This is a genomic window from Hymenobacter segetis (assembly GCF_054776495.1).
This window is the reverse complement of sequence record NZ_BAAHBV010000002.1, coordinates 739,148-765,951: the sequence shown is the minus strand read 5'-3', so window position 1 is coordinate 765,951 and position 26,804 is coordinate 739,148. Positions and strand designations below refer to the sequence as shown.

The following is a 26,804-nucleotide window of genomic DNA, read 5'->3' as shown; positions in this document are numbered from 1 at the left end:
TCAAATACTAGATGGAAAAAGCCGCTGCGGCCGGTACTTCATCCGTGAAATATTCCGGGTCGGTAGCAGCCACGAGGCCAGCGGCAAGGGTGGCCCCGGTCTGCTCATCCACCAGGATGAAAGCGCCCGTGACACGGTTCTGACGGTACTCATCGGCTACCAAGGGCAGGGCCGTTTTCAGGCGCACCCGCACGATGTCGTTGAGTTTGGCCTCATCGGTGCCTTGGCTTTCGAAGGTTTCGATGTTGGTTTTTTGCAGGATGGTGGTCACTGCCGCTTTCACGGTGGCGGCGTGGTGCTGCACCAGCAGCTTGCGGCCGGCGCGCAGGGGCCGCTCGTCCATCCAGCACAGCGTGGCTTCCAGTTCGCGCACCACCGCCGGGTGGGCGCTGATGGGCACGATGGTAGCGCCCCGACTCACGTCCACATCGTCGCGCAGGCGCAACACCACGCCTTGCGGGGCGCTGGCCGCCGCCACTTCCTGCTGGTTGACTTCGATGGCCTCAATCACCGTTTCCAGCCCCGAGGGCCAGATGCGTACCCGGTCGCCCTGGCGATAAGTGCCGCTCTGAATCCGGCCGGCGTAGCCCCGGTAATCAGGCAGTTCCTCCGTCTGCGGCCGAATCACATACTGAACCTGAAAGCGCGGCTCATTCGGGTTAGCATCAATGGCGGCCGGCACACTTTCAAGGTGTTCCAGCAGGCTGGGCCCGTGGTACCAGGGTAGGAAATCGGAGCGGCGCACCACGTTGTCGCCATTGAGCGCACTGAGCGGAATGGCCACCACGTTCGGCAGTTTCAGCTGCTCGGTAATGGCCGCGTAATCAGCCACTATTTTCTGGAAAATCACTTCCTCGTGGCCCACCAAATCCATCTTATTTACGGCCAGTACGAAGTGCTGAATGCCCAGCAGAGAGGCCAGCAGCGTGTGCCGCCGGGTCTGCTCAATCACGCCCTGGCGGGCATCTACGAGCACAATGGCGAGGTCGGCGTTGCTCGCGCCGGTCACCATGTTGCGGGTGTACTGCACATGGCCCGGCGCGTCAGTGATGATAAACTTGCGACGCGGCGTGGTGAAATATTTGTGCGCCACGTCGATGGTGATGCCTTGCTCGCGCTCGGCCTTCAGGCCATCGGTGAGCAGGGCTAAATCGACGTCGCCGCCAGTGGTGGCGCGGCGCTTTTCCAGCGTAGCCAGCACGTCGAGGGAAACGGAGTCGCTGTCATAAAGCAAGCGGCCGATGAGCGTGCTCTTGCCGTCGTCGACGCTGCCGCAGGTGATAAATCGGAGAAGGTCCATTTTGATGTTTGGTTGCGGCTGGCGGGCAGGCGACCCCACGCGGGGGAACCTCACCCCCGGCCCCTCTCCAAAAGAGAGGGGAGCCAGTCGATTATTTGTTTAATTGATTTCTTTGAGCCAATGACTTCGGTGTCAAGCTCCCCTCTCTTTTGGAGAGGGGCCGGGGGTAAGGTTCCCCACATTTGATTTCTAGAAATACCCGTTCCGCTTCCGGTCCTCCATTCCCGTTTCCGAGAGGTTATCATCCAGTCGCGTGGCCCCGCGCTCACTCACTTTAGCCAGCAGCAGGTCCTGAATAATGTCGTCCACCGAAGCGGCGTCGCTTTCCACGGCGGCCGTGCAGGTCGAGTCGCCCACGGTGCGGAAGCGCACGCGGCGGTTCACGATTTCGTCAGTCTCATCCAAATTCAGGTGTTCGCTGAAACCGAGCAGCTGACCGCTGGGCAGCACCACGCACTGGCGCTCGTGCGAGAAGTAAATATCTGGCAGCTTGATGTTTTCGCGCTGGATGTAGTTCCACACGTCCAGCTCCGTCCAGTTGGAGATGGGGAACACGCGCACGTTTTCACCCTTCTGAATGCGGCCGTTGTAGATGTTCCACAGTTCGGGGCGCTGGCGCTTGGGGTCCCACTGGCCGAAATCGTCGCGCACCGAGAAGATGCGCTCCTTGGCGCGGGCCTTTTCTTCGTCGCGCCGCGCTCCACCGATACAGGCGTCAAACTCAAACTCCTCAATGACATCAAGCAAGGTGTAAGTTTGGAGCGGGTTGCGGCTGGGGTATTTGCCGCCCGGCTCGTGCAGGCCGCGCTCCCGGATGGTGTCCTCCACCTTGCGCACAATCAGCTTCTCGCCCAAATGCGCTGCCAGCTCGTCGCGGTAATTGATGATTTCCTCAAAATTGTGGCCCGTGTCGATGTGCACGAGCGGGAAGGGAAACTTGCCGGGCCGGAAAGCTTTTTCCGCCAGTCGGGTAAGGGCGATGGAGTCTTTGCCGCCGGAGAACAAAAGCGCAGGCCGCTCGAACTGGCCGGCCACTTCACGTAGGATATGAATAGCTTCGGCCTCCAGACGGTCGAGGTAATCGAGATAAACAGCGGTTGGCATTGGCGTAGGAAGTCATGGCCCGAAAAAATCGGACGAAATTGAAAAACCGGAAGAGGTGGGTGGGATGAGGCCCGCGAAAGGTGCCTTTGGGGAAGAAAGTAGCGCCAGCGGCCCGGCCGCCGGCGCATCGGTTCGGGCCTAGCCCGGCATTCGCTCCACCACCGGGTCGAGGCCCTGGTGAGCGGCGGTGGCGTGGAGGCCGCACTCTTTGGCAGCGGCATCTTCCCACCACCAGCGGCCGGCGCGGAAGTCCTCACCCGGAGCAATAGCCCGGGTGCAGGGCGCACAGCCGATGCTTACGAAACCTTTCTGGTGCAACGGATTAACCGGGATGCCGTTGGCTTGGGCGAAGGCTTCGCACTCGGCCCACGTCCAGTCGAAGAGCGGGTGCACTTTGATGAGGGCGTGGCCGGCGTCCCACTCGGCCGGGTGCATGGTCTGGCGGTTCTGCGACTGCTCGGCGCGGATGCCCGTTACCCACACCTGCTGGCCGGCCAGGGCGCGGCTCAGCGGCTCCACCTTGCGGATGTTGCAGCACTCTTTCCGGTTCGCTATGCTCTCGTAGAAGCTGTTGGGGCCTTTTTGGCGGGTCAGCTCTTCGATGGCCGGGCCGTTGGGGGCGAAGACTTCGATGGGCTTTTCGTAGCGCAGCAGGGTCTTGTTCCAGGTCGAGTAAGTCTCCTGAAAATTGCGGCCCGTGTCGAGGGTGAAAACCCGGATGGGTAGGTCGTTTTCGAAGATGAAGTGCGTGATAATCTGGTCTTCCAAACCAAAAGAGGTGGAAAACGAGACGCGGCCGGGGAAGTGGTCGGCCAGCAGGGCCAGGGTTTCCGGCACCGAGCATTCGGGCAGGTAACGGCGCAGGTCAGCGACCTGGCTTTCAAGGGGTAATGCCATGATGATAAGGGGAGTTTTTCTCCGTAGAAAAAACCAGAATGGGCCGCGAAGGCCGCAAAAACCCGCTATGCGTCGCGCAATGAATCAATCACCACAAAAGGGATAGCGGGGTGGCCGTCGCAACAGCCGCCGGAAGAGAAGCCCTAGTTCAACAACCAGCAATTGCCCCCAGCATATAGGCCAGGGGACGGGGCATGCAACAGCACATTCGGCGCGAAGCGGCGAGGGTGGTGGGGTGCAGGCGGCGGTTGGTGGATGTGCTCACGGCGTTTTTATATGTCAGGACTTGGCACCGTTCCAACTGGTGGGGGTTGCCGGCGTTTCGTCGAGCCTGTCTCTCCGCGCCTCTGTATAAAAATGAATAGCGCCCCAAACGAGGATTGCTGGGGCAAATGTAAAAGACAAAAAAGCGAAATGCCAAAATTTTGTTTCGCGGTGATGAAACTGGCCACTGCGCAAAAGGTTTGGCGGCCGTGCTTTCGCCGCGTAATTTGCCGTGCAACCCCTGAACCCAACGCTTGGTCTATGGGTTGCTTAAGCACTTCTAAATACCCCGTTTTCTGCAATGGAAGCCCTCGCCCATTCCGCCTACGTCGACATCAACGCTCCGCTGGTGGAGCGCTGCCGCCTCAACGACCGCCAGGCCCAGGCCGAAATTTACCGGCGCTACTCCAAGGCCATGTTCAACGCCGCCCTGCGCATCACCGGCGACTACGCCGAGGCTGAGGATGTGCTCCAGGAGTCGTTTCTGAGCGCTTTTCGGGAGCTGAGCGGCTATAAGGGCGACTCGTCGTTCGGGGCGTGGCTGAAGCGGATTGTGGTGAACAAGAGCATTAACTGCCTGCGGCAGCGGCGGCTGGCACTGGTGCCCTTGGGCGAGCAGCACCACGAAGAGCCCGCCGAAACCGCCGCCCACTCGCCCGAAGACGAGGCCGATATGCACTACCGCGCCGACGTGCTGCGTCGCTGCATTCAGGAGCTGCCCGATGGCTACCGCGTGGTGCTCAGCCTGTATTTGCTCGAAGGCTACGACCATCTGGAAATCGCCGGCATCCTGGGAATTTCCGAATCTACTTCTAAATCACAGTACAGCCGGGCGCGGGTTCGGCTGCGCGAATTAGCCGCTCAGCGCGGCCTTAGCTAAGTTTTTATCCGTTATCGCTAGTCATTTAACCTTTCAACTACCCTTCATCCTTTTTCGCCCGGCCGCGGTTTTCGTATAGCCCCGTGGCCCGCCCTGAACCTGGACGAACCGTGCGTCTGCTACTCATTCATGGATACCCTCAAAAATAAATCTCTTGAAACCTTCGTCGAGCGGCACCGCGCCGATTTCGACACCCACGAGCCACGCCCCGACCTCTGGGCCGCGCTGGAGGAGCAGCTAAACGCTGCTGCCCCTGCGCCCCAAACCCCGGCCATGCGCGTTGCCGCGGCGCTGGAAGTGCCCTTTGTGGCACCCGTGGCGGCAGTGGCTCCTGTAGCTCAGCCCGAAGCCCGCCTCCACTGGTTTCAGCGCTACGGCGTAGCGGCGGCTCTGGTCCTGCTCGTGTTTGCCGCTGGGGCCAGCGAAGCCTGGAAATCTCGCAGCGCCGCCCCCGAAACGGCCGTGGCTGCCGCGCCCGCCGCTACGCTTGGCACCGCTGCTAATGAACCCGACGCGGCCCTGTACCAGGGCGGCAACCCGCTTTCCCTCACCGCCGCCGAGCACACCACCGGGGCCGATAGCCAGCTGGTGCGCGCTGTGCGCGGCATGGAAGCCTACTATACCAACCAGCTGGCCCGCCGCCAAACCGAGTTGAGCCAGCTGAGCGGCCCCGGCATGGCCGCCATGAATGCTGACTGGCAGCACGAGCTGGTGTCGCTGGACTCCAGCTACCGCGAGCTCAAGCAGCAGCTGTTGCACCACCCGCAGCCCGATGCCGTGCTCACGGCCATGAACCGCAACCTGCAAATCCGCCTCGACATCCTGGACCGGCAGTTGAACCTGGGCAACACGGCCCAGGCAGCTCCCAACACCAGTTCTTACGTGCTGGCCGATAGCCGGCGCCAGGCCGAATGAACCAGCACATGGTCTTCCGAGTAAGCCGCCTGTTGGCGCTGTGCGGCGGGCTGCTGGGCCTGTTGAGCCCGCGTAGTGCTCAGGCGCAGGACCGCCAGGCCCGCTGGGTGGTGGTGGGCCCCGGCGTAGCCATCAATATTCTCACCCCTGAAGCCCGCCGCGCCGAAGCCGCTTTGTTTGGTGGCGATGAGCAGGAGCAGGGCCCGCAGCAAAACCCGCTGGTGGACCAGACCGACGGCCAGGGCAGCGCCAGCCTGCAAGTGGAACAGCGCCGCCACCTCGTGCGCAGCTACGCGGTGCCGAAAACCGGCCGCCCGTTTTCGCTCGATACGCGCTACGGCCGAGTGCAGATTAACCCCTGGAATAAGAAGGAAATAAAGGTCGATGCCGAACTGGTGGCGCGCTCCGAAAGCGACGCCGGGGCCCGCCAGATTCTGGATGCGCTGGGCGTGCAGTGGCTCGATTACGACGCAAAAACCGGTGGCGTGGCCGTGAGTACGCAGTTTGGCCCCGCGCTGCGCGGCCGGGCCGGCGGCTGCCGCTACGAGGTGAATTACACCATCTGGCTGCCCCGTACCACGGCCCTGAAAATCTACAATAACTTTGGCGAGGTGACTGTGGCCGGTGATGTGAGCGGCCCCACCGAGCTGGCCGTGGAGTACGGCACCCTGCGTACCGCCCGCCTCGAAGGCCCGCGCAACCTCATCCGCATCGCCAACGGCGACTGCCGCATTGCCTTTGCCGGCCGCGCCAGCATTGATGCCAGCTACGCCCAGTTGCGCCTCGATACGGGCACGACGGTGGACCTGCGCAACAACTATTCCGACGTGGATATCGGCACCGTGCAGGACCTGACCGTGCACAGCAAGTACGGCGACGTGGCCCTGGGCACCGTGCGCAACCTGCGCGGCTCGTCGGGCTACTCGCGCTTCACCATCGAAAAACTCGATGAAGCCCTCGATATGGCCCTGCGCTACTGCCCCGATTTCGTGGTGCGCGACATGGGCGCCAACTTCCGCCAGGTGAACCTCGACGGCGGTTTCAGCACCATCCGCCTAGGCTTTGCCGAGGCTCCGGCCTTCCGCTTCGATGTGAGCACTGAGCAAGGGCAGCTGCTGGTTGATAAAAACCTGGTGCGCGTGCTCTCGCAGGAAAACGGCCCGCAAACGAGCGATGTGCTGGGCACGTTTGGAGCCGCCGCCCCGGCCCGGGGAGCCGGCAACGTGAACATCAGAGTGCGCTACGGCACGGTGCGCTTCAGCAAGTAGGAGCAGCGGGGTTAATAGCCAAGGGCTGCCGGGTGGGGACTGTCATCATTAAATGATAGTCCCCACCCGGCAGCCCTTGGCTATTAACCCCTGATTTATTCCTTACGGCACCATAAACCGCACGGGGGCGGAAGGGGGGCCGTCTTCGGCGCCCACGGCGTACACGCTCAGCCAGCCTTCCTGGCCGCTGGCGAGGCCGTAGAGGCTGAGGCGCGATTTGGTGACGACTTTGGTTTCGGTCAGCTTGTCGGGGCCGCCGCCCAGGCCATAGCGCACCACGTAGCTTTTGGCGCGGCTGCTGCCGTGCCAGGCCACGTCGACGTGGCCCTTTTCGTCGCCCTGGGTCACGGCCACGCCGTCGATTTTGGCCAGGGCCACGGGGGCCGTGTTCTGGCTGGCCAGGGGCAGGGCAGCCTGCGTGATGAGTTGGTTGGGACGGAAGTAGTTCTGCGGGCCCACCGGCCGGGCAAACGTAAGTAAAAAAACAATTGGCCCCGGCACCCGGCCCGCCCCCCTGGCATCGCCCTCATGCCCCCGTAGGTACGACCCCTATCCCTGGGGGGACGACCCCTGTCCCTGGGGGGGACGCCCCCTGTCCCCCGTGGGCACGGCCCCTGGCCCTGGGGGAGGCAGCGCACCACCCCGCCTAGCCCCGACGGCGCTTTGTCGGGGAAAATTGACATTTAACCCCAATAATTAGGAAAAACACGGGCGACTCCAGTAGCTTTAAGGGCTGTACTGTTGCTCAAGCTGCTCATTATTACCGGAATGGTCGTTGCAGCTTTCCATCCGTCATTCATTTATTTCCTGTTCCCCTTTTTGTTGCTGTATGATAAAACCTTTACGCTTCGGGCAGCGCATGGCGCGGCCCACTACTGCCCGGCTCTGGTGGCTGGCTTTTCTGATACTGGTAGCGCTGCTGGGCAACGTGGGCAGCGCCTGGGCCCAGGTCACAGGCACGAAAAGCGTGGGGCCAACCGGCGCTGACTACGCCACGCTCACCGCCGCGATGGCAGCCGTGAACACCAACGGCATCAGCGGCTCGGTCATTCTGGAGCTGCAAAGCGGCTACGTCAGCACCGGCGAAACCTTCCCCATTGAATACAAACTGGTGCCGGCGGGTGGCGCTACGGTGACCGTGCGGCCGGCGGCCGGCGCTACCGGACGCAGCATCACGGGGAGCAATGGCACGGCCATCCTTAACATCAACGGCGGCAAATCGCTGGTGCTCGATGGCCGGGCCGGGGGTACGGGCACCACGGCCAGCCTGCTCGTGGCCAACACCAACGCGAGCGGCACCACCATTCAGTTTGTGAACAATGCCAACAACAACACCGTGCAGTACTGTCAGGTGCAGGGCATCACTTCCTCCACCACAAGCGGGGTGGTATACTTTGGTACCGGCACGGCAGGTGGTGGGGGCAACAGCACCAACTCGCTGCTGAATAACCGGATTAGTACCTCGAGCGGCACGCTTACGCCCACGTTCCTCATCTTTTCGCTTGGTACGGCAACAGCGGGCGCGGCCAACAGCGGCAACATCATTGACAGCAACGAGCTGTTCGACTACTTCCTGGCCAGCGCCAATGCTGCGGCCATCTACCTGGCGGGCACCAACGCCAATGGCCACACGGCCTGGAGCATCACCAACAACAGCATTTACCAGACGACTACCCGCACATCGTCCGCTGGCAATACGTACTTCGGCATCTTCATCGGGACCGGCGCTGGCTATACCATCACGGGCAACGCCATTGGGGGGGCAGCCGCTGGTGCCGCGAGCGGCACCTTCACGGTGGCCGGCGCCAACGCCAACAAGTTTGTAGGCATTCAGGCGGCCTTTTCCTCGGGCACAGCCAGTAGCCTTCAGGGCAATACCATTCGCCGGATTGCGCTAAACACAACCAGCGGCTCGGGCTCCAGTAATGGGGTGTTTTCGGGTATCTACGTGTCAGCCGGCGATACCAACATTGGCAACGTCACGGGCAACACCATCGGCGACGTTAGCAACGCCAACTCCATTGTGGTCACGTCTGTTACCAACGGTGGGGCTCTTATGGCAGGCATCAATAACCTCTCAACCGGCACCACCAACATCAGCAACAATACCGTAGCCAACCTCAAGCTAACCACGGCCTACACCGGGGGCAGCGCATTCTCGCTGTTGTTCTACGGGATTCAAGCCAGCGGTGGTACCACGGCGGGTAGTCCGGCGGTGGTGGTAACGGGCAACACGATTAAAGACAACAGCGTCACGGCGACGGGCAGTAGCACGATGCCCGCCCTGACGCTTTACGGGTACTACAACTTTGGGTCGCCGGTGGCCGAAACGGTGACGAACAACACCATTACGGGGCTCACGGTGAGCGGCACCAGCGCGGCCACCACGCACACTGTTCGGGGAATCAGCATCAACACCGTGGTTGCCGATGCGCAGATTGTCACGGGCAACACCATTGGGGGGCTGGCCATCAGCAGCGGCAGCGGCACGGTGACGGGCCTCGCGCTGCTGACGGGCGGGGCCACGGGCACCAACATTGCCCGCAACAAAATCTACGACCTGAGCGCCACCGGCGCGGCGGGCTTTGCCAACGGCATCACCATTTCGGGCGGCACTACCTACCCGGTAAACAACAACCTGATTGGCGACCTGCGCACGCCGGCTGCTTCCAGCACCACAGCTATTGCGGGCCTTAACATCACCAGCACCGCTACCGGACCTACTACTACGGTCAACGCCTACTACAACACCATTTACCTGAATGCCACCAGTAGCGCTGCCACCTTCGGCACCTCAGGCATCTTTGCCAATACCACCCCCACGCTGGACCTGCGCAACAACATCGTGGTGAACACTTCGACGGCGAAGGGCGCGGGCCTGACGGTAGCCTACCGCCGCAGCAGCACCACGCTCACCAGCTACGCCAGCACCTCGAACAACAACCTGTTCTGGGCCGGTACACCCTCGGCCGCGAACCTGATTTTCAACGACGGCACCAACAGCGACCAGACGCTGGCCGTCTACAAAAACCGCGTGACACCCCGCGACGCGGCTTCGGTATCGGAGAACCCGCCCTTCCTGAGCACCACCGGCACCGACCCCACCTTCCTGCACATCAACCCTTCCGTGGTCACGCAGGTGGAGAGCAACGGCGCACCCGTGAGCGGCATCACCACCGACTACGACGGCGACGCCCGCGACGCGAGCACGCCGGACATCGGGGCCGACGAAGGCAGCTTCATGCCCAACGACCTGACCCCGCCCACCATCACCTACACCGCGCTGGCCAGCACGGCCAGCACGGCCAGCCGCACGCTCACGGCCACCATCACCGATGCCAGCGGCATTGCCACCGGCACGGGCGCGCCGCTGCTTTACTACCGCGTGGGCACCACCGGGGCCTACACGAGCGTGGCGGCCAGCACCGCGAGCGGCAGCAGCTACACTTTCACCATTCCGGGGGCGGCAGTGGGCAGCACCGTGCAGTATTACGTGGCCGCCCAGGACGCAAGCGCCAACAGTAATGCGAGCACCAGCCCCGCAGGTGGCTCGGGCACCAACCCGCCCGGCAGCACGGCCCCCGGCAGCCCCAATAGCTACCTCATTCTGCCGACGCTTTCCGGCGACTACTACGTGCTGGGCACCGCGGCGGCCGGCACCTCGCCCGACCCTACCAAGGAGTTTGCCACCCTCACGGCGGCGGCGGCGGCCTACAACAGCAGCGGCCTGGGCGGGCCGGTGCGCTTCCTGCTGTTCAGCAACACGCAGGGCACCGAAACCTACCCCATCAACTTCGGGGCCAATGCCGATGCCAGCGCCACCAATACGCTAACCATCAAGCCCTACACGGGCGTGGTTACGGCGTTCACCAACGCCACCACGACCTCGACTTTTAAGACAACGAGCGGCTCATACATCATCTTCGACGGCTCGAACACGGCCGGCGGCACCACCCGCAACCTGACGCTGAGCAACACCAGCGCCACGGCCACGGCCGCCGCCCTGGTGTGGGTGGCCGGCACGCCGGCCGCGCCGGCCGTAGGCGTGCAGGTGCGCAACCTGAACCTGCAGGGAGCTGCCAACAGCAGCGGCACCAGCACCGGGGTGCTGGTGTGCAGCACCACCTACAACCTGAGCACCGGCGGCAGCGCCAACAGCATCGTTATCAATAACAACACGGTGCTGGGTGCCTCCCAAGGCATTGTGGTGGGGCTTGATGCTACCACGCCGGGCACGGGCCTGCAAATCACCAACAACGTCGTTGGCCCCGCTACGGCCGCCACGGCTACCAATATCAGCGTGTTTGGCATTTTCGTGGCGCAGGCCACTTCGCCGGCCGTCACAGGCAACTTGGTGCAGAACGTGGTGGCTACTTCAGCTACTGCGCCGGTCGGGATGAGCTTCCCGGCGGGCGTGACCGGGGCTGCGGTTAGCCAGAACACCATTACCGGCATCACCACCACCTTTGCCTCGGATACCTACGGCCTGCTACTGGGCACGGGCTTCACGGGCGGCCTGGTGAACCGCAACAAGGTGCTGAATGTCGGCCCTGCCACGACCACCAACGGTTACAGCGGCCACGGCATCGACGTCGGCACGGGTAGCACCACGGCCAACCTGACCTTGCGCAACAACTTCGTGGCCGGTATCACGGGCGCGGGCTGGACGAACCTCAACAGCTCCTCCAATGCGGGCATCACAGGCATTCGCATCTACAATGGCGGGCAAGGGGGCATCAACCTCTATTATAATTCGGTGAATCTGACGGGCACTGCTCCCCAGGCATCGGCTGCGTTGATGTCGGCAGCGCTTTACGTAGGCACGGGAACTACGGTGCTGGATATCCGCAACAACATTTTCGTTAACTCCATCAACAGCTCGGCTGCTAGCGGCACGCCCAAAGCATTTGCGTTTTATAGCACGTCTGCCAATACGGCCTTTGCGCCGATTGACTACAACGACTACTTCGTGAGCGGTACGCAAGGGGTGCTGGGCAACATCGGAGGCACGGGCACCAATACTACCTCCGGTACCGACCTGACTACCCTGGCCGCCTTCCAGGCCACGACTGGCACCGGCCAGGATGCGAACTCCAAGAACATTGACCCCGGCTTCCTGGCGGCCACCGACCTGCACACCACCAACGTGGCGCTGGCCGCCGGCACGCCCATCGCGGGCGTGACGGTAGACATTGATGGGGAAACCCGCAGCACGACCACGCCTTGGATGGGGGCCGACGAGGTGCCCGCCGTGGCCCTCGATGCCCAGCCCATCGCCCTGGTAGCCCCGGCCGCCGGCAGCACCTGCTACAGTGCCGCCCAGGTCGTGACCGTGACCGTGCGCAACAGCTCGACCACCAACGTGCTTGACTTCACGGCCAGCCCCGTGACGGTGACCGTAAGCGTGAGCGGCGCAGTGACGCAGACCTTCACGACTACCGTGAGCACCAACGCCGGCAACCCCGGCGGCACTCCGCTGGCCAGCGGGGCCAGCGTGAACATTACCCTGCCCGGCACCCTCGACATGACCCTGCCCGGCACCTATTCCTTCGCCGTATCGGCCACGGCCAGCGGCGACCAGAATACCGGCAACGACAACCTGGCTGCCCAGACCCGCACCGTGCAGCCCCTGGCACCGGGCACGGCCAGCGTGACGCCCGCCACCAGCTGTGGCCCCACCACGGCCACGCTCACGGCTACCGGCGCCACCGGTGGTACCCTCACCTGGTACTCATCGGCCGACGGCTACACAGCCGCTATTGGCACGGGTTCGCCCTTCGTGACGCCCAGCCTCACGGCCACTACTTCCTTCCAGGCAAAGTCGGTGTGCGGCCCCAGCAGCTCAGCCTTCTCCAACACGGTAACCGTGACGGTAACCAACCCGACCATCACGGCCACCAACACGCCGGTGTCGCGCTGCGGCGCAGGCAGCGTGACCCTGACGGCCACGGCCAGCAGCGGCGCCACGGCGCAGTACTACACGGCCGCCACGGGCGGCACCGCTTTCGCTACGGGGCCATCGGCCACGGTGAGCGTGACGGGCACCACCACCTACTACGTGGGGGCTAAAGACAACGGTTCGGCGACCAACGTGGCCGGCCTGGCCAGCAACGTGGGCAACGGTACTTCGGCCGGTACTACGGTCGCTGATTATGCCCTGGGCTTCAACGTGACCACAGCTGGCACCCTGGTGTCAGTGGACGTGTACCCGACGGTGGCAGGCACGAGCAGCATTCAGCTGTATACCGTGGCCGGGGGCAACCCTGGCGCGGGTACGGCCGTGAGCGGCGCGGTGGTGAGCCGGGCCTTTACGGCAGCCGAAGTCGGCACGAAGGTGACGGTGCCGCTGGGCTTTGCCCTGGCCGCTGGCGGCTACAAGCTGAGCAACCCTGCCAATGCAGCCGGCTTCGTGCGCTACGCTGCGGGCAACTACACGGGCAGCTATCCCCTCACCAGCGGGCCTATCTCGGTGACGCATTCGTATAGTTCTGCCGGTACCAGCAGCACGTCAAACACTTCGTACAACAACTTCTTCAACCTGACTTTCGCCACTAGCTGCGAGCCCACTGCCCGCACGCCTATTCAGGTGAACGTGACCACGCCACCGGCCGTCACGCCGGCGGCCCCGGCCTCGACGGTGTGCGCCAACAGCAGCACCACCATCACCTTCGGCGGCTATCCCACTTACTCGGTAACGCCCACGGCTACGGCCACGGTGAGCGGTTCGGACATCACCTTCACGCCCGCCGCCACCACCACCTACACCGTGACGGGTACCGACGGCACCTGCTCCAACACCACCACCGTGACCCTGACCGTGACGCCGCTGGCGGCCGGCTCGGCATCGGCCAACCCCGGCAGCTACTGCAACTCGCCGGGCGGCAGCCCCACCCTCACCCTTACCGGCACCACCGGGGCTACTTCAGGCTTCGTGTGGCAGTCGGCCAGCAGCGCGGGCGGGCCATTCGCCGACCTTGCGGGCAGCGCCAACCAGGCCTCGTTTGTGGCTCCGGCCATCACGGCCACCACTTACTACCAAGCCGTGGCTACCTGCGGCAGCAACACGGCCACCTCCAACCTGGTGACCGTGGCCGTGAGCAACCCGGTGGTGACGACCACGAACTCGCCGGTGACGCGCTGCGGCCCCGGCACCGTGACGCTGACCGCGACGCCCAACGCGGGCAGCACCATCTACTGGTACGACACGAATACTTCGACGACGATACTGGCGACCAGCAACAGCTATTCGCCCAACGTGACGGCCAGCCGTCAGTACTTCGCGGCCGCCGGTACGCCCAACGCGGGCAGCGAGAGCGTAGGTCGGGCGGCCCCGACTGCAAGCGCTGGCACCACCACCAGCAACGGGCTGGTGTTCACCGCAGCCTCGGCCTTCATCCTGAAATCGGTGAATATTTACCCGAACGGGGCGGCTGGCTCGGTCACCATTCAGGTGCAAAACAGCGCCGGGACCCTGATTCCGGGCCTGACCGGCACCTATAGCTACCCGGCCGGCACAGGCGCCACGGCCTACACCGTGAACCTGAACTACAACGTGCCGGCGGGTACGGGCCTGCGTCTGGTTACCAGCGGCACCTTTACCTCGCTGGTGCGGGAGACATCCAGCGGGGGCTTCCCCTACACCTCGCCCAGCGGCAACGTGTCCATCACCGCTGGCACCACGGCCACTACCTACTTCTACTTCTACAACTGGCAGGTAACGGGACCTTGCCAGAGTGCCCGCATGGCGGTGGATGTGAACGTGACGACTCCGCCGACGCTGAGCTACACCGGTACTCCTTCGTATTGCGCGGGCGGCTCCACGGTGCTCACCTTTGTGCCCGGCACCTATACCAACCTGAGCATCCTTCCCGCCACCAATGCCACCGTGAGCGGCTCGACCATCACGTTCAGCGGGGCGGCAGTAGGTACCACGGCCTACACGGTGAGCGCCAACGACGGCAACAGCACCACCGGCTGCTCGGCCACGCTGCCGGTAAGCATTACGGTGAACCCCACGCCGAACGCGCCGACCCTGGCCCCCAGTACCCCTGCCGCGTACTGCGCCGGTGGCAGCACGGTGGTCGCGGCTTCGACGAATGCGGTCACGCTGACCGGGCAGACGATTCTGTCCACGGCGGACTTTGACAGCGGAGCCAATGGCTTCACGACCACCAATACGGGGTTGCCCATAACGGGCTTTAAGCGAGTGGCAGCGCCTTTCACCGGCACTCGTGCCGGCAATCCTACCAGCTATAACGGGCCGTCGAACAGCGGCACCGGGTCTTTCTTCATTGCTGATAGCGACGACGGGGGCATCGGTTCAAACACCAACACCACGCTGGTGTCGCCGGCCTTCAGCACCCTAGCCTATACCGCCGCCACCCTTTCGGTGCAGCAGTACTACAACAGCTTCTCGAACGATACTTTTGCAGGCATTGAATACAGCACCGATGGTACTACCTGGACGGCTTTTGCTACTTACACGGGCTCCGATGTGGGCACCAGCAGTGGCGCTTCGCCAGCCACTACCGTGGCCCTGCCAGCAGCGGCCCTCAACCAGGCCAGCGTACAAATCCGCTTCCGCTATGCAGGCGTTTACGGCCTATACTGGGCCATTGACAACGTAGGCGTAAGTGGTACCCGCACTGACCAGCCCACCTACACCGTAGTCGGCAACCCGGCCACGGCCTCGGTAGCGGGTTCAAACATCACCTTCAACCCCACCACGACCACGACCTACAACGTAACCGCCAGCTACCCCAGCAGCGGTTGCACCAGCCCGGCTACGCCCATCACCATCACGGTGAACCCGCTGCCCACCTTCAGCACCACGCAAACCAACGTGGCCTGCTTCGGCGGCACGGGCAGCATCACCGTGACGGCGGCGGGCGGCACGGCTCCGTATTCGTACTCCATCGACAACGGAACGAGCTATACCGCCAGTGCCACCAACCCCTACACGTTCACGGGCCTGGCTGCGGGCACCTACCAGGTGCTGGTGAAGGGCCAGTTCTGCACGGCTTCGGCGGCGCAGTCGGTTACCATCACGGCTCCGGCTTCGGCCACGGCTGTGACGGCCACTAAAACCGATGAAACCGCCGCCGGTGCCAACGATGGCACGGTTACGGCCACCGGCAACGGCGGCACGAGCCCCTACCAGTACAGCCTCGACGGGACCACCTTCCTGCCTGCTGTAGCCACGGCCGGCGCTTACACCTTCACGGGTGTGCTGGCTGGCAGCTACACTGTGACGGTGCGCGATGCCAACGCCTGCACGGCTAATACCACCGTTTCGGTGGGCACCGCCGCCGCCTGCACCACTACCACCTACACGGGGGCTGCTTCCGGCGACGGCAGCAACTGGTTCAACCCGGCCAACTGGACGGCCTGCGTGCCCTCCCGCACCGTGGATGCCCTCATCCCAGCCGGCCTCGCCAACTACCCGAACCTGAGCACGACGGCCGCCGCCGAAGTGCGTAGCCTGACGCTGGACAACGGCACCCGCCTGGCCCAGAGCGCCGGCCTGCTGAGCGTGTACGGCAACCTGACCAACAACACGCCCGCTGCCAACGCCACCCTGACCGGGGGCGCCGTGGCCTTCGTGGGCAGTGTGGCCCAGAACCTGGACGGGTCCCAGCCGCTGAGCTTCTTCCAGCTAACGGTGAACAAGGCCGATACCCTGCACGTGAATACCAACCAAACGGTAGCCAATGCCCTGGTGCTGACCAGCGGCATTCTGAAAACCTACGTGCTGGCCAACAGCCATAAAATCAGCCTGACCGGCAGTGCCACCATCACCGAAACCAGCACCAGCTTCGTGCTGGGCGATGTGGAGGTACCCGCCGCCGACCTCAGCACCGACAACAGCACGAGCAGCTTTGCCGGCCTGGGCCTCACGCTGACCACGCACGCCCTGAAAGCCGACAACGTGACCCCGGCCACGCTGCCGGGCCTGACCACAGTGATGCGCAGCACCGGTACGCCCCTCTACGGGGTGACGCCGGCCGGCGGCCCCCGCAGCCGCAGCATCCGCCGCCGCTTTACCATCACGCCCGTCAACGATACCAACCTGAACGTGGACATGGTATTTGGCTACAACAATTCGGTGTTTGAGCTGAACAGCATCAGCGAAAGCAACCTGCGCCTCTTCAGTGCTCCCACCGTGGCCGGGCCGTTTGCTTACGCGGGCGGCACTCCAAACACCTCGGCCCACACCGTGAGCAAGGCTGGCCTCGACCACCTGTCCGTCTGGACGCTGGGCGACGCCCAAGCCCCGCTGCCCGTGGAGCTGAGCAGCTTCACCGCCGAGCGCCAGGGCACCAACGCGGCCCTGGCCTGGACCACCGCCAGCGAGAAAAACAACCGGGGCTTTGAAGTGCAGGTGAGCACCGACGGCCGCAGCTTCCGCGAGATGGGCTTTGTGGCCGGCGCTGGCAGCAGCACGGCCCCGCGCGCCTACGCCTTCCTCGACCAGGAAGCCAGCAAAGCCGGCCTGCGCTACTACCGCCTGCGCCAGCTTGACCTGGATGGCACGGCCACGTTCTCGCCCGTCCGCACCGTAACGTTCGGCACGAGCGAGGCCACGGCCCTGCGCCTGACGGCCGCGCCCAACCCGTTCCGGCAGTCCCTCACCCTGACCGTGGACGTGCCCCTGGGCACTGCCGCCGCCCCGGCCCAGCTCACTCTGACCGACGCCGCCGGCCGCACCCTGCTGAAGCAGGGCACGGCCACGCTGCAAGCCGGTACCAACAAGGTGGAGCTGCCCGAGGAGCTGGCTAGCCTGGCCAGTGGCGTGTATTTCGTGCACCTGGCCCTGCCCGGCCAGCCCGCTCAGCACCTGAAGGTAGTGAAGGAATAACCGCCACCTGCTCTTGATTGCCCAACGCCCCCTGGCTTTTGTCAGGGGGCGTTGTTGTTTTGGAATGAGGTGGGAGCGGGGCTGCGCTGACTACCTTCGACCATGAAACTGCTACTTCTTGCGGGGCTGGAGCTGGCGGCGGGGCCGCTGCTGGCGCAGCCCACTACTCCGCTTCCGTCCATGTTCGCCGTGCCCGCCGCCCAACATTCCGCCCTCAAAACATACGCCCTGCGCTTGCACCCCGGCGATGACCTGCGCCAGCAGCTCACGGCCTTCGCGCAGCAAAACCACATCCTGGCCGGCACCATGATTACCTGCGTGGGCAGCCTCACGGTGGCTACGCTACGGCTGGCCAATCAGGAAGCACCGAGCGTGTATAAAGGCCATTTCGAGATTGTGTCGCTGGTCGGCACACTTTCCACCAATGGCTCGCACCTGCACCTGGCCGTTTCAGACAGCACCGGGCGCACCATCGGCGGGCATTTGCTGGATGGCTGCAAGGTGTACACCACCGCCGAAATCGTGCTGGGCGAGCTGCCGCAGCTAGAGTTTCGGCGCGAAAAAGACGACACGTTTGGCTACCAGGAACTGGTGGTGCGGCCAGCCCCCGGCCCGGTTTCAAGTCCGGCCGATGAAAAGGGCAAAGCGCGCAAACACTAAAACGTACCTTCGCCCCATGACCACTGCCACCGATCCCCTGCAAGCCGCCGCCTTCCGCCGCCAGGTTTTGAATCCGCTGAAGCTGCGGCTGTTTATGCTGCGCAAGCTGCCCATGGCGTGGCTGGCGGGCCTGCGCCTCACGCAGCTCACGCCGGAATCGGCCACGGTCACCATCCGCTACAAATACCTTACCCAGAACCCGTTTCGCAGCCTCTATTTCGCCTGTCTGGCCATGGCGGCGGAGTTTGCCAGCGGCGTGCAGGCCATGATGCAGGTGCAGGCTGGCGGGCCTGTTTCGATGCTGGTAGTCGGCATTCAAGGCGATTTTACGAAAAAAGCCGTGGGCCTTATCGCCTTCACCTGCCCCGATGGCCCGCTTATCGCCCAGGCCATTGCCGAAAGCCGCGCCACCGGCGAAGGCCGCACCGTGGTATGCACCAGCACCGGCGTGGATGAGGCCGGCGACGTGGTGGCGGTATTTAGGCTGACCTGGTCGTTTCGGGCGAAGAAGTAGTCCCTTCGTTTGTCATTGCGAGTGGAGCGCAGCGGAACGCGGCAATCCGTCCTGTCAAAGACAGACACCTTCTTATACCAGAAAGCCCCGACACTTCGCAGTATCGGGGCTTTCTGTTGGTAAAAAAAACTTTAGCTTCGCTGACCTTCGGTTGTCACATCTCATGGCTGGTCGCGGATGAGAGGACGGATTGCCGTGCTTCGCTCGCAATGACAGGTGCTTACTCCTGCACCGACGAAATCACGTCCACCATCCCGTCTTCGCTCACCACCACGGCGATGCAGGGATAATCCGAGCTCTCCACGTAGCGCAGGGCCGAATTGTAGCGCGCCCCCCGCGTGCCGTCGCCCCGGCCGGAGGCACGGCCGTCGAGAATGACGCCGATGGAGTAGCAGTAGCCTTCGGGGTCGAGCAGCACGGCCCCATCGATGCTGGTGACGAGGCGGGTGATGAGCGGCGTGAGCGGCACGGGCTCGATGAGCGTGCATTGGAGCTTGAGGCGGTCGGCTTCGGCCAGGGCCTCGGTGGTGATGACCAGAAGCGTGCCGTGCTTTTGGCGGCTGGCTTCGAGGACTACGTCCCAGAGGCGCTCCACTTTGGGCGCATCGGTGAGGGCGAAGGTGCGCTTAAGCGACTTGCGGAAGGCTGTGCGGCTGAGGCGGGTGCGCGGCAGGCCGGGCAGGCCGTAGTGCGAGCGCATGAGGACGTGCCCCGCGTGCTGAAGCTCCCAGGCGTAGTGCGTTACGAAGCTGATGACGAACAAATCCTCGCGCACGGCATCGTAATGGCCTATTTGCTTGCCCAGGGCGTACACGTTTTCGCCGTCGGCGAGCAGGTGCACGTCGGGCGTGGTCATCTCCAGGAGCTTGCGCACGGCGCGGTAGTCGGTGAGCTCGGTGGGGCAGGTGAGGGCGAAGATTTCCTCGATGTTGGGGTGGCCGCGGCGGGCCAGCAGCAGCTTGCCCACACCCTCTGCCCCCTCGTAGCGCAGGCTGCTGATTGTGTTGCAGGTAGCAAACAGCTTGATAACGGAAGGGTCGAGGCCCAGGGCTTGGGCGGGCGTGTCGAGAAAAGTCTTGCCGGCGGCGCGTAGCAGCTCCTCGCTCTCGCGGGGCCGCACGAAGATGCTGGCCCCCGGCTCGGCCTCGCTCAGGGCCTTCACGCCTTCCTCGGTGAAGCGGTGCACGGCCGCCAGCAGCAGCGACGCGGCAAGCGGCTTACCGTCGGTGTAGTAGCGGGCCGGTTGCAGCGACGGATACGTCCGCAGCGGCTTGCGCAGCAGGCGCAGCACCGTCACCACGAAGTAGCCGTTGATTTCCACCGGCCAGCCGGAAAAATGCACGTAGTTGCCCTGCTCGTCAATTTCGTTGAGGGTTTCCTGCACCGCGTCCCGGATGCCGATGCCCTGGTGCTTGCGCCGGATGGTGGCGGCCGTCACGTCGTCGCGGTCGGGGAAGGGCCAGGGAGTGGTGAGTTGCTTCACGCGGCCCCGCGCCACGGCATCGGAAAATGCGGCGGCGGGCAGGCCGGTATCCACGGGCTCGAGGCAGCGGGCGGGGTGCGCGTCGTCGGCGGGCAGGGCCAGCAGCAGTACAAAGGGCTTCAGGTCGTCATCGAGGGCATCGAATAAGTCCTGGGCCAAGGCCTGGGCACCCTCGCGGTAGCGCACCTGGTGGGGCCAGATTTGGGCGGGCGGGGTAATAACGGCGGGCAACTTAGATGCAGTGAAGGAGCAGGAGGAGAGCATGGGTGGGGCAGGAGAGAGGCGAGGGGTGGCAAGCGAAAAAACTCCCCTCCTTACCAAGGAGGGGATGTTTCAGCGAAGCTGAAACGGGGGTGGTTGTGGGCGTTGAACAGTTTTCGCAGTAGTGTCAGCAGTTGTCAACCAACGCCCACAACCACCCCAGCCAACGCTTCGCGGCCACGTCCCCTCCTTGGTAAGGAGGGGAGTTGCAGCCTACAGCTGGAATAGAACCGGCAACACCATCTTTTGCTTCATCGGCTTGCCCTGAAACATGGCCGGCTCCCACTTCGGGGCTGCCTTTATCAGGCGCAGGGCCTCCTCATCCAGGCCGGAGCCCATCTTCTTGATGACGCGGGCATCGGTCAGGCTGCCATCCTTTTGCACCATGAATTCGACCATCACCTTACCCTGGATTTTGCGCTTGCGGGCCAGGTCGGGGTACTTCTGATTTTTTTCAATCCACTCGAAAAAAGCCTGGTTGCCGCCCACGGGCTGGGTGGGGCGGTCGGGGGCCACCACGGCGGGGCGGTCGGGGTTGGCTGAGGCGGCGATGTCGGCGGCGGAGGTGGTGATGGGCCGCTCCTTGGCCGGCCCGCCGATGGTGACGGTGCTGCCCGGCGACATCACGAACGACACGGGCACCACCACGCGCTGGCGCACCACGGCGTTGCGGTGTTTGGCGGGCGTCCATTTCGGGCCGCTTTTGATGAGGCGGACGGCTTCGGCATCGAGCTCGGGCGAAACGGGCGTTTCCACCTTCACCTCGTTCACGGTGCCGGTTTTTTCTACCACGAAGCTCACTTTTACCGTCCCCTGAATGCCTTTTTGCATGGCCGTGGCGGGGTATTTCTGGTGCGCGGCCAGGAACTGGGCGTAGCGCTCGGTGCCGCCCAGGGGCACGGCGGGCTGCTGCACCGAGTCGTACACGGCATTGGCCGAGGGCTTGGGCGGCATTTTGCGCTTCTGGGCGTGGGCCGACAGGCTGAAGAAACTAAGGCCGCCAAGCAGCAGAAACATCGGAATTTTCATGCGTAGAATAGGGGGGAAGGGGATGGGGGATTAAAAAGACGGTTGCAGCGCAAAGGCCGTGCCCGCCGAAATAGTGCCGGCGTGCTTTGCAAAGAACGGCAGCCCGCGCCCCGTCTGGTTTCGCCTTCCCTTCTCTATGACGTTCTTTGAAGCGAAATACCGCATCCCTCAACGCATAATTTAGCATGACCACCGAAAGCCGCGCCCCCGAACCTGTAGGCGCTTACCCCTACACCCGCCGCGTGGGCAACCTGTTGTTCCTTTCCGGCGTGGGGCCGCGCCAGCGCGGCCAGAAGGCTATTCCCGGCGTGGAATTGGACGGCGACGGGAATATCCTCAGCTATGACTTTGAAAGCCAGTGCCGCGCTGTGTTCCAAAACGTGCGCTACATTCTGGAAGAAGCCGGGGCCGAGTGGGACAATTTGGTGGATGTGACCGTGTTCCTGACCAACATGAAGGACGACTTCCCCACCTACAACCGCCTCTACGCCGAGTACTTCGCCACGGCCCAGCCCTGCCGCACCACCCTCGAAATAAACTGCTTGCCCACGCCCATCGCCATCGAGCTGAAGTGCATTGCCGCGCTGCCGAATTAATGGGGAATTAATGCCCGCAGCGCAACACGCCGGGAAAATTAGCGGTTATTACCCCCAATGTACGTTCGCAAAAACCTCCGCTGGGAAGTAGTGTGGCAGCTCACGCGCCGCAGCCTGCTCATTTTTACCATTTACAACACGTTGATATGCCTGCTCTACGGGCCGCTCAACGTGCACGTACTGGATATTCCGTGGCAGCCCGTGGCGCTGCTTGGTACGGCGGTGGCCTTCTACATCGGCTTCAAAAGCAACGGCTCCTACGACCGGTTCTGGGAGGGGCGGCAGCTGTGGGGCACCATCGTGAACACGAGCCGCGTGTGGGCCATCCGCACCTTCGATTTTGTGCAGGCCGTGCCCGATGGCGTGGGCCCCGACCCGCGCTACATCACCGAGCTGCACCGCCGCCTCCTCTACCGCCAGATTGCCTGGGTGAATGCCCTGCGCCTACACCTGCGCCGCCAGACCGCCGCCCTCTGGGACACCGAAGTAGCCCCCTTCCTGCCCCCGGCCGAAGCCGAGCAGGCCAAAAACCTCAGCAACCCGCCCACCCACCTGCTGCGCCGCCAGAGCGTGGAGCTGCGCGAATTATACAAGCGCGGCCTCCTCACCGAGTTCCGCCAGGTGGCCCTGATGCAGACCATTCAGGACCTGCTCAACGCGCAGGGGGGCTGCGAGCGCATCAAGAACACGCCGTTTCCGCGCCAGTTTGCCTATTTCAGCTTCGTATTCGTGTGGGTGTTCGCGGCCATTCTGCCGCTGGGGTTGGTGGAGGAGTTCGACAGCCGCCTGGCCTTGGGCCAGTACCACGTGTGGCTGATGGTGCCGTTTTCGGTGCTGGTGTCGTGGGTATTCAACGTGATTGAAGTGGTGGGCCACACCAGCGAAAACCCCTTCGAAAACGACATCTACGACGTGCCGATGAGCTCCATCTGCCGCAGCATCGAAATCGACCTGCGCGAGCTCCTCGAAGAAACCACGCTGCCGCCCAAGATTGAGGCGGTGAACGACGTGCTGTACTAATATGTGGGTGCGGTGATTGGTATCAGGGCATCAATGATTGGGTTCAATTGAGCAATGATTGAGTTTTTACGTGCAATGATTTAATTCGTGACAGCGCAGATTGCTCTCATCAGCGCGCAGATTGATATTATTAGCGCGCAGATTGACATGGTTAGCGCGCTGATTGGTGTTGGTGTAGAAACGATTGATATTACAGGCGGAATGATTGATATCAGCCGATTGACTACCTTGTGCCGCGCTGGGACTGAAGCGGCCGGGGAAACGAAGTAGAGACGCATGCTTGCGTCGCGTCGTTGAACGGCTTGCGGGCGCGCTGCTTCAGCAATTTCGTTCAACGACGCGACGCAAGCATGCGTCTCTACAGCCCATTCAACCCATGAGCCCTGATATTTCCCCTGAAGCCGTTGCGCTGGCTGCCTTTGAGCAGCGCGTCCTCACCCGCGATGAGCCCCGGGTGCCCGCCCCGCCGCCGCTGGACGCAGCCAGCGTGCAGGAGCGCCTGCGCCGGGCCCTGCGCCAGCGCCTTGGCCAGCGCGACCCGCGCCGCCAGCGCACGCTGGCCATCATCTGCCACCGGTTTCTGGCCGTGCCGGAGCAGCACAGCACCGATGCGTGGCTGGTGGAAACGCTGGGGCTGGCCCCGGTCAGCCTCACCCGTAGCTGGCGCGAATTGCGCGAATCGGGCCTGGTGGAGCTGGTGCCGGCCGGCCGCCGCCGGGCCTACCGCCTCAGCCGCGAAGGCGAGGACTGGCTGCTGGCCGTGGTGAAGGGGCAGTAGGGGCGGGGCCTGCCCCCGCCCGCCGTTCGCACCGTTTCAACGCCCCCTTTCAAATGGCGGGCGGGGGCAAGCCCCGCCCCTACGTCCGCCGACTAACCATTACAAACCGGCCGCCCCTACGCGGTAGGAACCGTAATTTTGGCCCAATGAAACTTCCCCTGACTTTTGCTCCGGCCCGCCGGGCTGTGCTGCTGGCCGGCCTGGCCCTCGCGCTGCCCGCCTGCCAGGCCGACCAGCAACGCCTGGCCCGCCTCGAAGCCGTGCAGCAGCAGCAGGCCCAGGAGTTGGCCCGCCTGCGCCGCCAGTTGGCCGAAAAGGAAGAAGAAGTAGCCGAGCTCGAAACCTGCGTGGGTGACCTGGAAAGCGCCGTGTATGACGACGGAGACTCCACGGCCTACGACGATGATGAGCGCCCCGCGCTGAAGCAGCTATAGCACGACAGGATGGCGCGGGGCTGTGCCCCGTGCCGAATAATAGCGGGCCTCTGGCCCGCGGCGTCAGACGATACCCAGGCAACCTGTTCAACGATTGCAGGCCAGAGGCATGCTAATAGTAGGCACGGGCCGCAGGCCCGCGCCATCTGGGCCATCTGGAGGGGGCGCGAACTAAAAGTTCGCGCTACGGCCCTACCATTTGGCCCATCTTCGCGTTAATTGCCGCATCACCCGCCCCCGCCGCATGAACCACCAGACGCGCCGCCTCCGCTACTTCTTTTCCGGCCAGAATTTTTCCGATGGGGTGCGCATCACGGTATCCATCCTATTGCCGGCCGTGCTGCTGGGCCAGTGGGGGCACTTTGCCGAAGGGCTGAGCATCTCGACCGGAGCCGTGTGCGTGAGCGTGACCGATACGCCTGGCCCCGCTGCCCACCGCCGCAACGGCATGCTGGCCGCCCTGGTGCTGGTGGGCACCACCGCCCTGCTCACGAGCGTGGCCGCCCTCAACGTCTGGACGCTGGCCCTCGAAATCGGGGTACTCAGCTTCGGGCTGACCATGCTGCTGGTGTGGGGGGCGCGGGCCGGAGCCGTGGGCACCGCCGCCCTGCTCAACGTGGTACTGCTGCTGGCCCACCCGCCCGCGCTGGCCGATGCCCCGTTTCATGCGGGGCTGCTGCTGCTGGGCGGCATCTGGTACGCGGGGCTGGCCATGGTGGCCTACCAGGTGCGGCCCTACCGCCCGGCCCAGCAGGCGCTGGGCGAGTGCATTCACGCCCTGGCGCGCTTTCTGGACCTCAAAGCCAAGTTCTACAACACCGCCACCGCCCTCGATGAGGACTACCGCCAGCTCGTAGCCCAGCAAATCGTGGTGAATGAAAAGCAGGAAGCCGTGCGCGACCTGCTCTTCCGCACCCGCCAGATTGTGAACGAAACCACCACTACCGGCCGCCGCCTGGTCCTCACCTTCGTCGAAACGGTGGACCTCTACGAGCGCATCACGGTGGGCTACTACGACTACTCGGCCGTGCGCGAAAGCTTCGGGACAACGGGGATTCTGGATGACGTGGCCCGGCTCATCCGCCACGTCGCTACCGAGCTCGACCACCTCGGCGTGGCCATCCAGACCAACCACGCGCACCCCGGCACCGGCCCCGTGCTCACCGCCGAGTGGGACCGCCTGCAAGCCCGCATCAGTGCTCTGGAAGCGTCTTCGGCAGGCAACGGGAATACGCTGGTATTGAAAAAAATCTTGGTGAACCTGCGCGACATCATCCGGCGCGTGGGCAACATCCGCCGCTACTTTGATGAAGCCCTCTCGGCCGCCGCGCCCGCCGCCAGCCGCGCCGCCGAGCACACCCAATTTGTGGCCCGCCAGGAAATCGAGCTGCGCGCCCTGGGCCAGAATTTCACCATGAAATCGGCCGTGTTCCGCCACGCCGTGCGGATGATGGTGGCCTGCCTGGTGGCCTACGCCGTGGCCGAAACCCTGTGGCACGGCCAGCACAACTACTGGATTCTGATGACGGTGACCATCATGCTCAAGCCCGGCTTCAGCCTCACGCGGCAGCGGAACACCGAGCGCATCATCGGCACGCTGGCGGGCGGGGCGCTGGGTGGCCTTATCCTGTGGGCGGTGCCGTGGCCCGAGGCCCGGTTTGCCATTCTGGTGGTGTTTATGGTGGTGGCGTATAGCTTCCAGCGCACCGTTTATCTGGTTACGGTGGTGTTTCTGACGGCCTATCTGCTCATCATGTTCCGGTTTCTGGGGCTGAGCTATTTGGGCGTGGCCCAGGAGCGCATCATCGATACCCTGATGGGTTGCGCCATTGCGTTTTCGGCCGGCTATTTCCTGTTTCCGAGCTGGGAATCGGAGCAATTGACCGATTACATGGCTGCCGCCCTGCGCGCCAACCTGGCCTACCTGCGCCAGCTGGCCGACCGCCTCGCCGGCCGCCCCCTCACGGCCAACGAGTACCGCCTGCTCCGCAAAAACGTGTACGTGAGCGGGGCCAACCTCGCGGCGGCATTCCAGCGCATGCTCACCGAGCCCAAAAGCAAGCAGCACCACCCCACCGAAACCCACGAATTCGTGGTGCTGAACCACATTCTTTCCTCCAACATCGCGGCCCTCACCGGCACCCTGCGCGAGGCCGCGCCCGCAGTGCCGCCCTTCCCGCCCGATAGCCGCCGCGCCCTCACCAGCGCCGTGGCCGCCCTCAGCAAAAGCCTGGCCCGCATCGCGCCCGCCAGTGCCCCGCCCGCCGTGGAGCTGGCCGCGCCCGAACCCAACATCTCCGTAGCTGCCGCCGACGACAAGCTGCTGCTGGAGCAGCTCACGTTTCTGCAGAAGGTGAGCGGGGATATCGGAAAGGTAACGGAGGTGCTGGCGGGGTAGGGGCGGGGCTTCGGAACGTCCTCAGTAGCCGGTCATGCAGAGCGCAGCGAAGCATCTTTACCGCGCAACGCAATCCAATCGAAATGATTACTGGTGGCGGTAAAGATGCTTCGCTGCGCTCTGCATGACGTTCATACCCTCATAC

The 26,804-nt window shown here is 63.8% G+C and carries 18 protein-coding genes and 1 riboswitch; of the genes, 12 read left to right on the top strand and 6 right to left on the bottom strand.

Annotation, left to right across the window (positions count from 1 at the left end):
- Window positions 1-7 precede the first annotated feature (7 nt).
- The 3 genes from ACYU70_RS13710 to ACYU70_RS13700 all read right to left on the bottom strand — a co-directional run bounded on the left by ACYU70_RS13710 (window position 8) and on the right by ACYU70_RS13700 (window position 3,301).
- Window positions 8-1,300: a sulfate adenylyltransferase subunit 1 gene (locus ACYU70_RS13710; protein WP_460616025.1), complete on the bottom strand. Its 1,293-nt coding sequence runs from the start codon at window positions 1,298-1,300 to the stop codon at window positions 8-10.
- Window positions 1,301-1,489: 189 nt separating this feature from the next.
- Entirely contained in the window at window positions 1,490-2,404 is a 915-nt protein-coding gene (gene cysD, locus ACYU70_RS13705) for a sulfate adenylyltransferase subunit CysD (protein ID WP_342301585.1), read from the bottom strand.
- Between the two features lie 138 nt (window positions 2,405-2,542).
- Window positions 2,543-3,301, bottom strand: coding sequence for a phosphoadenylyl-sulfate reductase (locus tag ACYU70_RS13700; RefSeq protein WP_342301587.1), 759 nt, complete (start codon window positions 3,299-3,301; stop codon window positions 2,543-2,545).
- A gap of 269 nt (window positions 3,302-3,570) precedes the next feature.
- Window positions 3,571-3,659: riboswitch (SAM riboswitch) on the bottom strand.
- Between the two features lie 207 nt (window positions 3,660-3,866).
- Between ACYU70_RS13700 and ACYU70_RS13695 the strand changes: the two genes are divergently transcribed.
- The 3 genes from ACYU70_RS13695 (at window position 3,867) to ACYU70_RS13685 (ending at window position 6,628) form a co-directional block, all read left to right on the top strand.
- The gene (locus ACYU70_RS13695; RefSeq protein ID WP_342301588.1) at window positions 3,867-4,445 is read left to right on the top strand and encodes an RNA polymerase sigma factor; all 579 of its coding nucleotides are present in this window, start codon (window positions 3,867-3,869) and stop codon (window positions 4,443-4,445) included.
- A 129-nt stretch (window positions 4,446-4,574) separates the two neighbouring features.
- Window positions 4,575-5,360 (top strand): hypothetical protein, encoded by a 786-nt coding sequence (locus ACYU70_RS13690; protein WP_342301589.1) that lies wholly within the window; start codon window positions 4,575-4,577, stop codon window positions 5,358-5,360.
- 8 nt (window positions 5,361-5,368) lie between these two features.
- A complete protein-coding gene (locus tag ACYU70_RS13685; RefSeq protein ID WP_342301591.1) occupies window positions 5,369-6,628 on the top strand; it encodes a hypothetical protein in 1,260 nt (419 codons plus the stop codon).
- A gap of 102 nt (window positions 6,629-6,730) precedes the next feature.
- Here ACYU70_RS13685 and ACYU70_RS13680 read toward each other — a convergent pair whose 3' ends face one another.
- Window positions 6,731-7,087 (bottom strand): hypothetical protein, encoded by a 357-nt coding sequence (locus ACYU70_RS13680; protein ID WP_342301593.1) that lies wholly within the window; start codon window positions 7,085-7,087, stop codon window positions 6,731-6,733.
- A 370-nt stretch (window positions 7,088-7,457) separates the two neighbouring features.
- On the opposite strand from ACYU70_RS13680, the gene ACYU70_RS13675 reads away from it, so the two are divergent.
- The 3 genes from ACYU70_RS13675 (at window position 7,458) to ACYU70_RS13665 (ending at window position 18,660) form a co-directional block, all read left to right on the top strand.
- Entirely contained in the window at window positions 7,458-17,486 is a 10,029-nt protein-coding gene (locus tag ACYU70_RS13675) for a beta strand repeat-containing protein (protein WP_460616024.1), read from the top strand.
- Between the two features lie 102 nt (window positions 17,487-17,588).
- Window positions 17,589-18,146, top strand: a complete 558-nt coding sequence (locus ACYU70_RS13670; protein ID WP_342300857.1) for a PPC domain-containing DNA-binding protein — start codon at window positions 17,589-17,591, stop codon at window positions 18,144-18,146.
- A gap of 16 nt (window positions 18,147-18,162) precedes the next feature.
- The gene (locus ACYU70_RS13665; RefSeq protein WP_342300858.1) at window positions 18,163-18,660 is read left to right on the top strand and encodes a PaaI family thioesterase; all 498 of its coding nucleotides are present in this window, start codon (window positions 18,163-18,165) and stop codon (window positions 18,658-18,660) included.
- A 220-nt stretch (window positions 18,661-18,880) separates the two neighbouring features.
- Here the strand turns inward: ACYU70_RS13665 and ACYU70_RS13660 are convergent, their stop codons facing one another.
- Both ACYU70_RS13660 and ACYU70_RS13655 read right to left on the bottom strand, forming a co-directional pair.
- Window positions 18,881-20,407, bottom strand: coding sequence for a DNA integrity scanning protein DisA nucleotide-binding domain protein (locus tag ACYU70_RS13660; protein ID WP_342300860.1), 1,527 nt, complete (start codon window positions 20,405-20,407; stop codon window positions 18,881-18,883).
- Between the two features lie 210 nt (window positions 20,408-20,617).
- Window positions 20,618-21,433 (bottom strand): energy transducer TonB, encoded by an 816-nt coding sequence (locus ACYU70_RS13655; protein WP_342300862.1) that lies wholly within the window; start codon window positions 21,431-21,433, stop codon window positions 20,618-20,620.
- Window positions 21,434-21,618: 185 nt separating this feature from the next.
- Here ACYU70_RS13655 and ACYU70_RS13650 point away from each other — a divergent pair, with 185 nt between their 5' ends.
- From ACYU70_RS13650 to ACYU70_RS13625, 6 genes are all read left to right on the top strand, one after another.
- A complete protein-coding gene (locus ACYU70_RS13650) occupies window positions 21,619-22,029 on the top strand; it encodes a RidA family protein (RefSeq protein WP_342300864.1) in 411 nt (136 codons plus the stop codon).
- A 57-nt stretch (window positions 22,030-22,086) separates the two neighbouring features.
- Complete coding sequence (locus tag ACYU70_RS13645; protein WP_342300865.1) at window positions 22,087-23,049, top strand: bestrophin family protein; 963 nt, start codon at window positions 22,087-22,089, stop codon at window positions 23,047-23,049.
- Window positions 23,050-23,136: 87 nt separating this feature from the next.
- Window positions 23,137-23,319, top strand: coding sequence for a hypothetical protein (locus tag ACYU70_RS13640; protein WP_342300866.1), 183 nt, complete (start codon window positions 23,137-23,139; stop codon window positions 23,317-23,319).
- A 106-nt stretch (window positions 23,320-23,425) separates the two neighbouring features.
- Complete coding sequence (locus ACYU70_RS13635) at window positions 23,426-23,827, top strand: hypothetical protein (protein WP_342300868.1); 402 nt, start codon at window positions 23,426-23,428, stop codon at window positions 23,825-23,827.
- Window positions 23,828-23,973: 146 nt separating this feature from the next.
- Window positions 23,974-24,261 carry a hypothetical protein gene (locus ACYU70_RS13630; RefSeq protein WP_342300870.1) on the top strand — a complete coding sequence of 96 codons (288 nt, stop codon included), beginning with the start codon at window positions 23,974-23,976 and terminating at the stop codon, window positions 24,259-24,261.
- Window positions 24,262-24,505: 244 nt separating this feature from the next.
- On the top strand, window positions 24,506-26,659 hold the full coding sequence (locus ACYU70_RS13625; RefSeq protein ID WP_342300872.1) for an FUSC family membrane protein: 2,154 nt from the start codon (window positions 24,506-24,508) through the stop codon (window positions 26,657-26,659).
- Window positions 26,660-26,804: the final 145 nt, after the last annotated feature.

Bases quoted from the DNA above. Each gene is read 5' to 3' on its own strand.
- ACYU70_RS13710 (WP_460616025.1), bottom strand. From the start codon at position 1,300: ATGGACCTTCTCCGATTTATCACCTGCGGCAGCGTCGACGACGGCAAG.
- cysD (WP_342301585.1), bottom strand. From the start codon at position 2,404: ATGCCAACCGCTGTTTATCTCGATTACCTCGACCGTCTGGAGGCCGAA.
- ACYU70_RS13700 (WP_342301587.1), bottom strand. From the start codon at position 3,301: ATGGCATTACCCCTTGAAAGCCAGGTCGCTGACCTGCGCCGTTACCTG.
- ACYU70_RS13695 (WP_342301588.1), top strand. From the start codon at position 3,867: ATGGAAGCCCTCGCCCATTCCGCCTACGTCGACATCAACGCTCCGCTG.
- ACYU70_RS13690 (WP_342301589.1), top strand. From the start codon at position 4,575: ATGGATACCCTCAAAAATAAATCTCTTGAAACCTTCGTCGAGCGGCAC.
- ACYU70_RS13685 (WP_342301591.1), top strand. From the start codon at position 5,369: ATGGTCTTCCGAGTAAGCCGCCTGTTGGCGCTGTGCGGCGGGCTGCTG.
- ACYU70_RS13675 (WP_460616024.1), top strand. From the start codon at position 7,458: ATGATAAAACCTTTACGCTTCGGGCAGCGCATGGCGCGGCCCACTACT.
- ACYU70_RS13670 (WP_342300857.1), top strand. From the start codon at position 17,589: ATGAAACTGCTACTTCTTGCGGGGCTGGAGCTGGCGGCGGGGCCGCTG.
- ACYU70_RS13665 (WP_342300858.1), top strand. From the start codon at position 18,163: ATGACCACTGCCACCGATCCCCTGCAAGCCGCCGCCTTCCGCCGCCAG.
- ACYU70_RS13660 (WP_342300860.1), bottom strand. From the start codon at position 20,407: ATGCTCTCCTCCTGCTCCTTCACTGCATCTAAGTTGCCCGCCGTTATT.
- ACYU70_RS13655 (WP_342300862.1), bottom strand. From the start codon at position 21,433: ATGAAAATTCCGATGTTTCTGCTGCTTGGCGGCCTTAGTTTCTTCAGC.
- ACYU70_RS13650 (WP_342300864.1), top strand. From the start codon at position 21,619: ATGACCACCGAAAGCCGCGCCCCCGAACCTGTAGGCGCTTACCCCTAC.
- ACYU70_RS13645 (WP_342300865.1), top strand. From the start codon at position 22,087: ATGTACGTTCGCAAAAACCTCCGCTGGGAAGTAGTGTGGCAGCTCACG.
- ACYU70_RS13635 (WP_342300868.1), top strand. From the start codon at position 23,426: ATGAGCCCTGATATTTCCCCTGAAGCCGTTGCGCTGGCTGCCTTTGAG.
- ACYU70_RS13630 (WP_342300870.1), top strand. From the start codon at position 23,974: ATGAAACTTCCCCTGACTTTTGCTCCGGCCCGCCGGGCTGTGCTGCTG.
- ACYU70_RS13625 (WP_342300872.1), top strand. From the start codon at position 24,506: ATGAACCACCAGACGCGCCGCCTCCGCTACTTCTTTTCCGGCCAGAAT.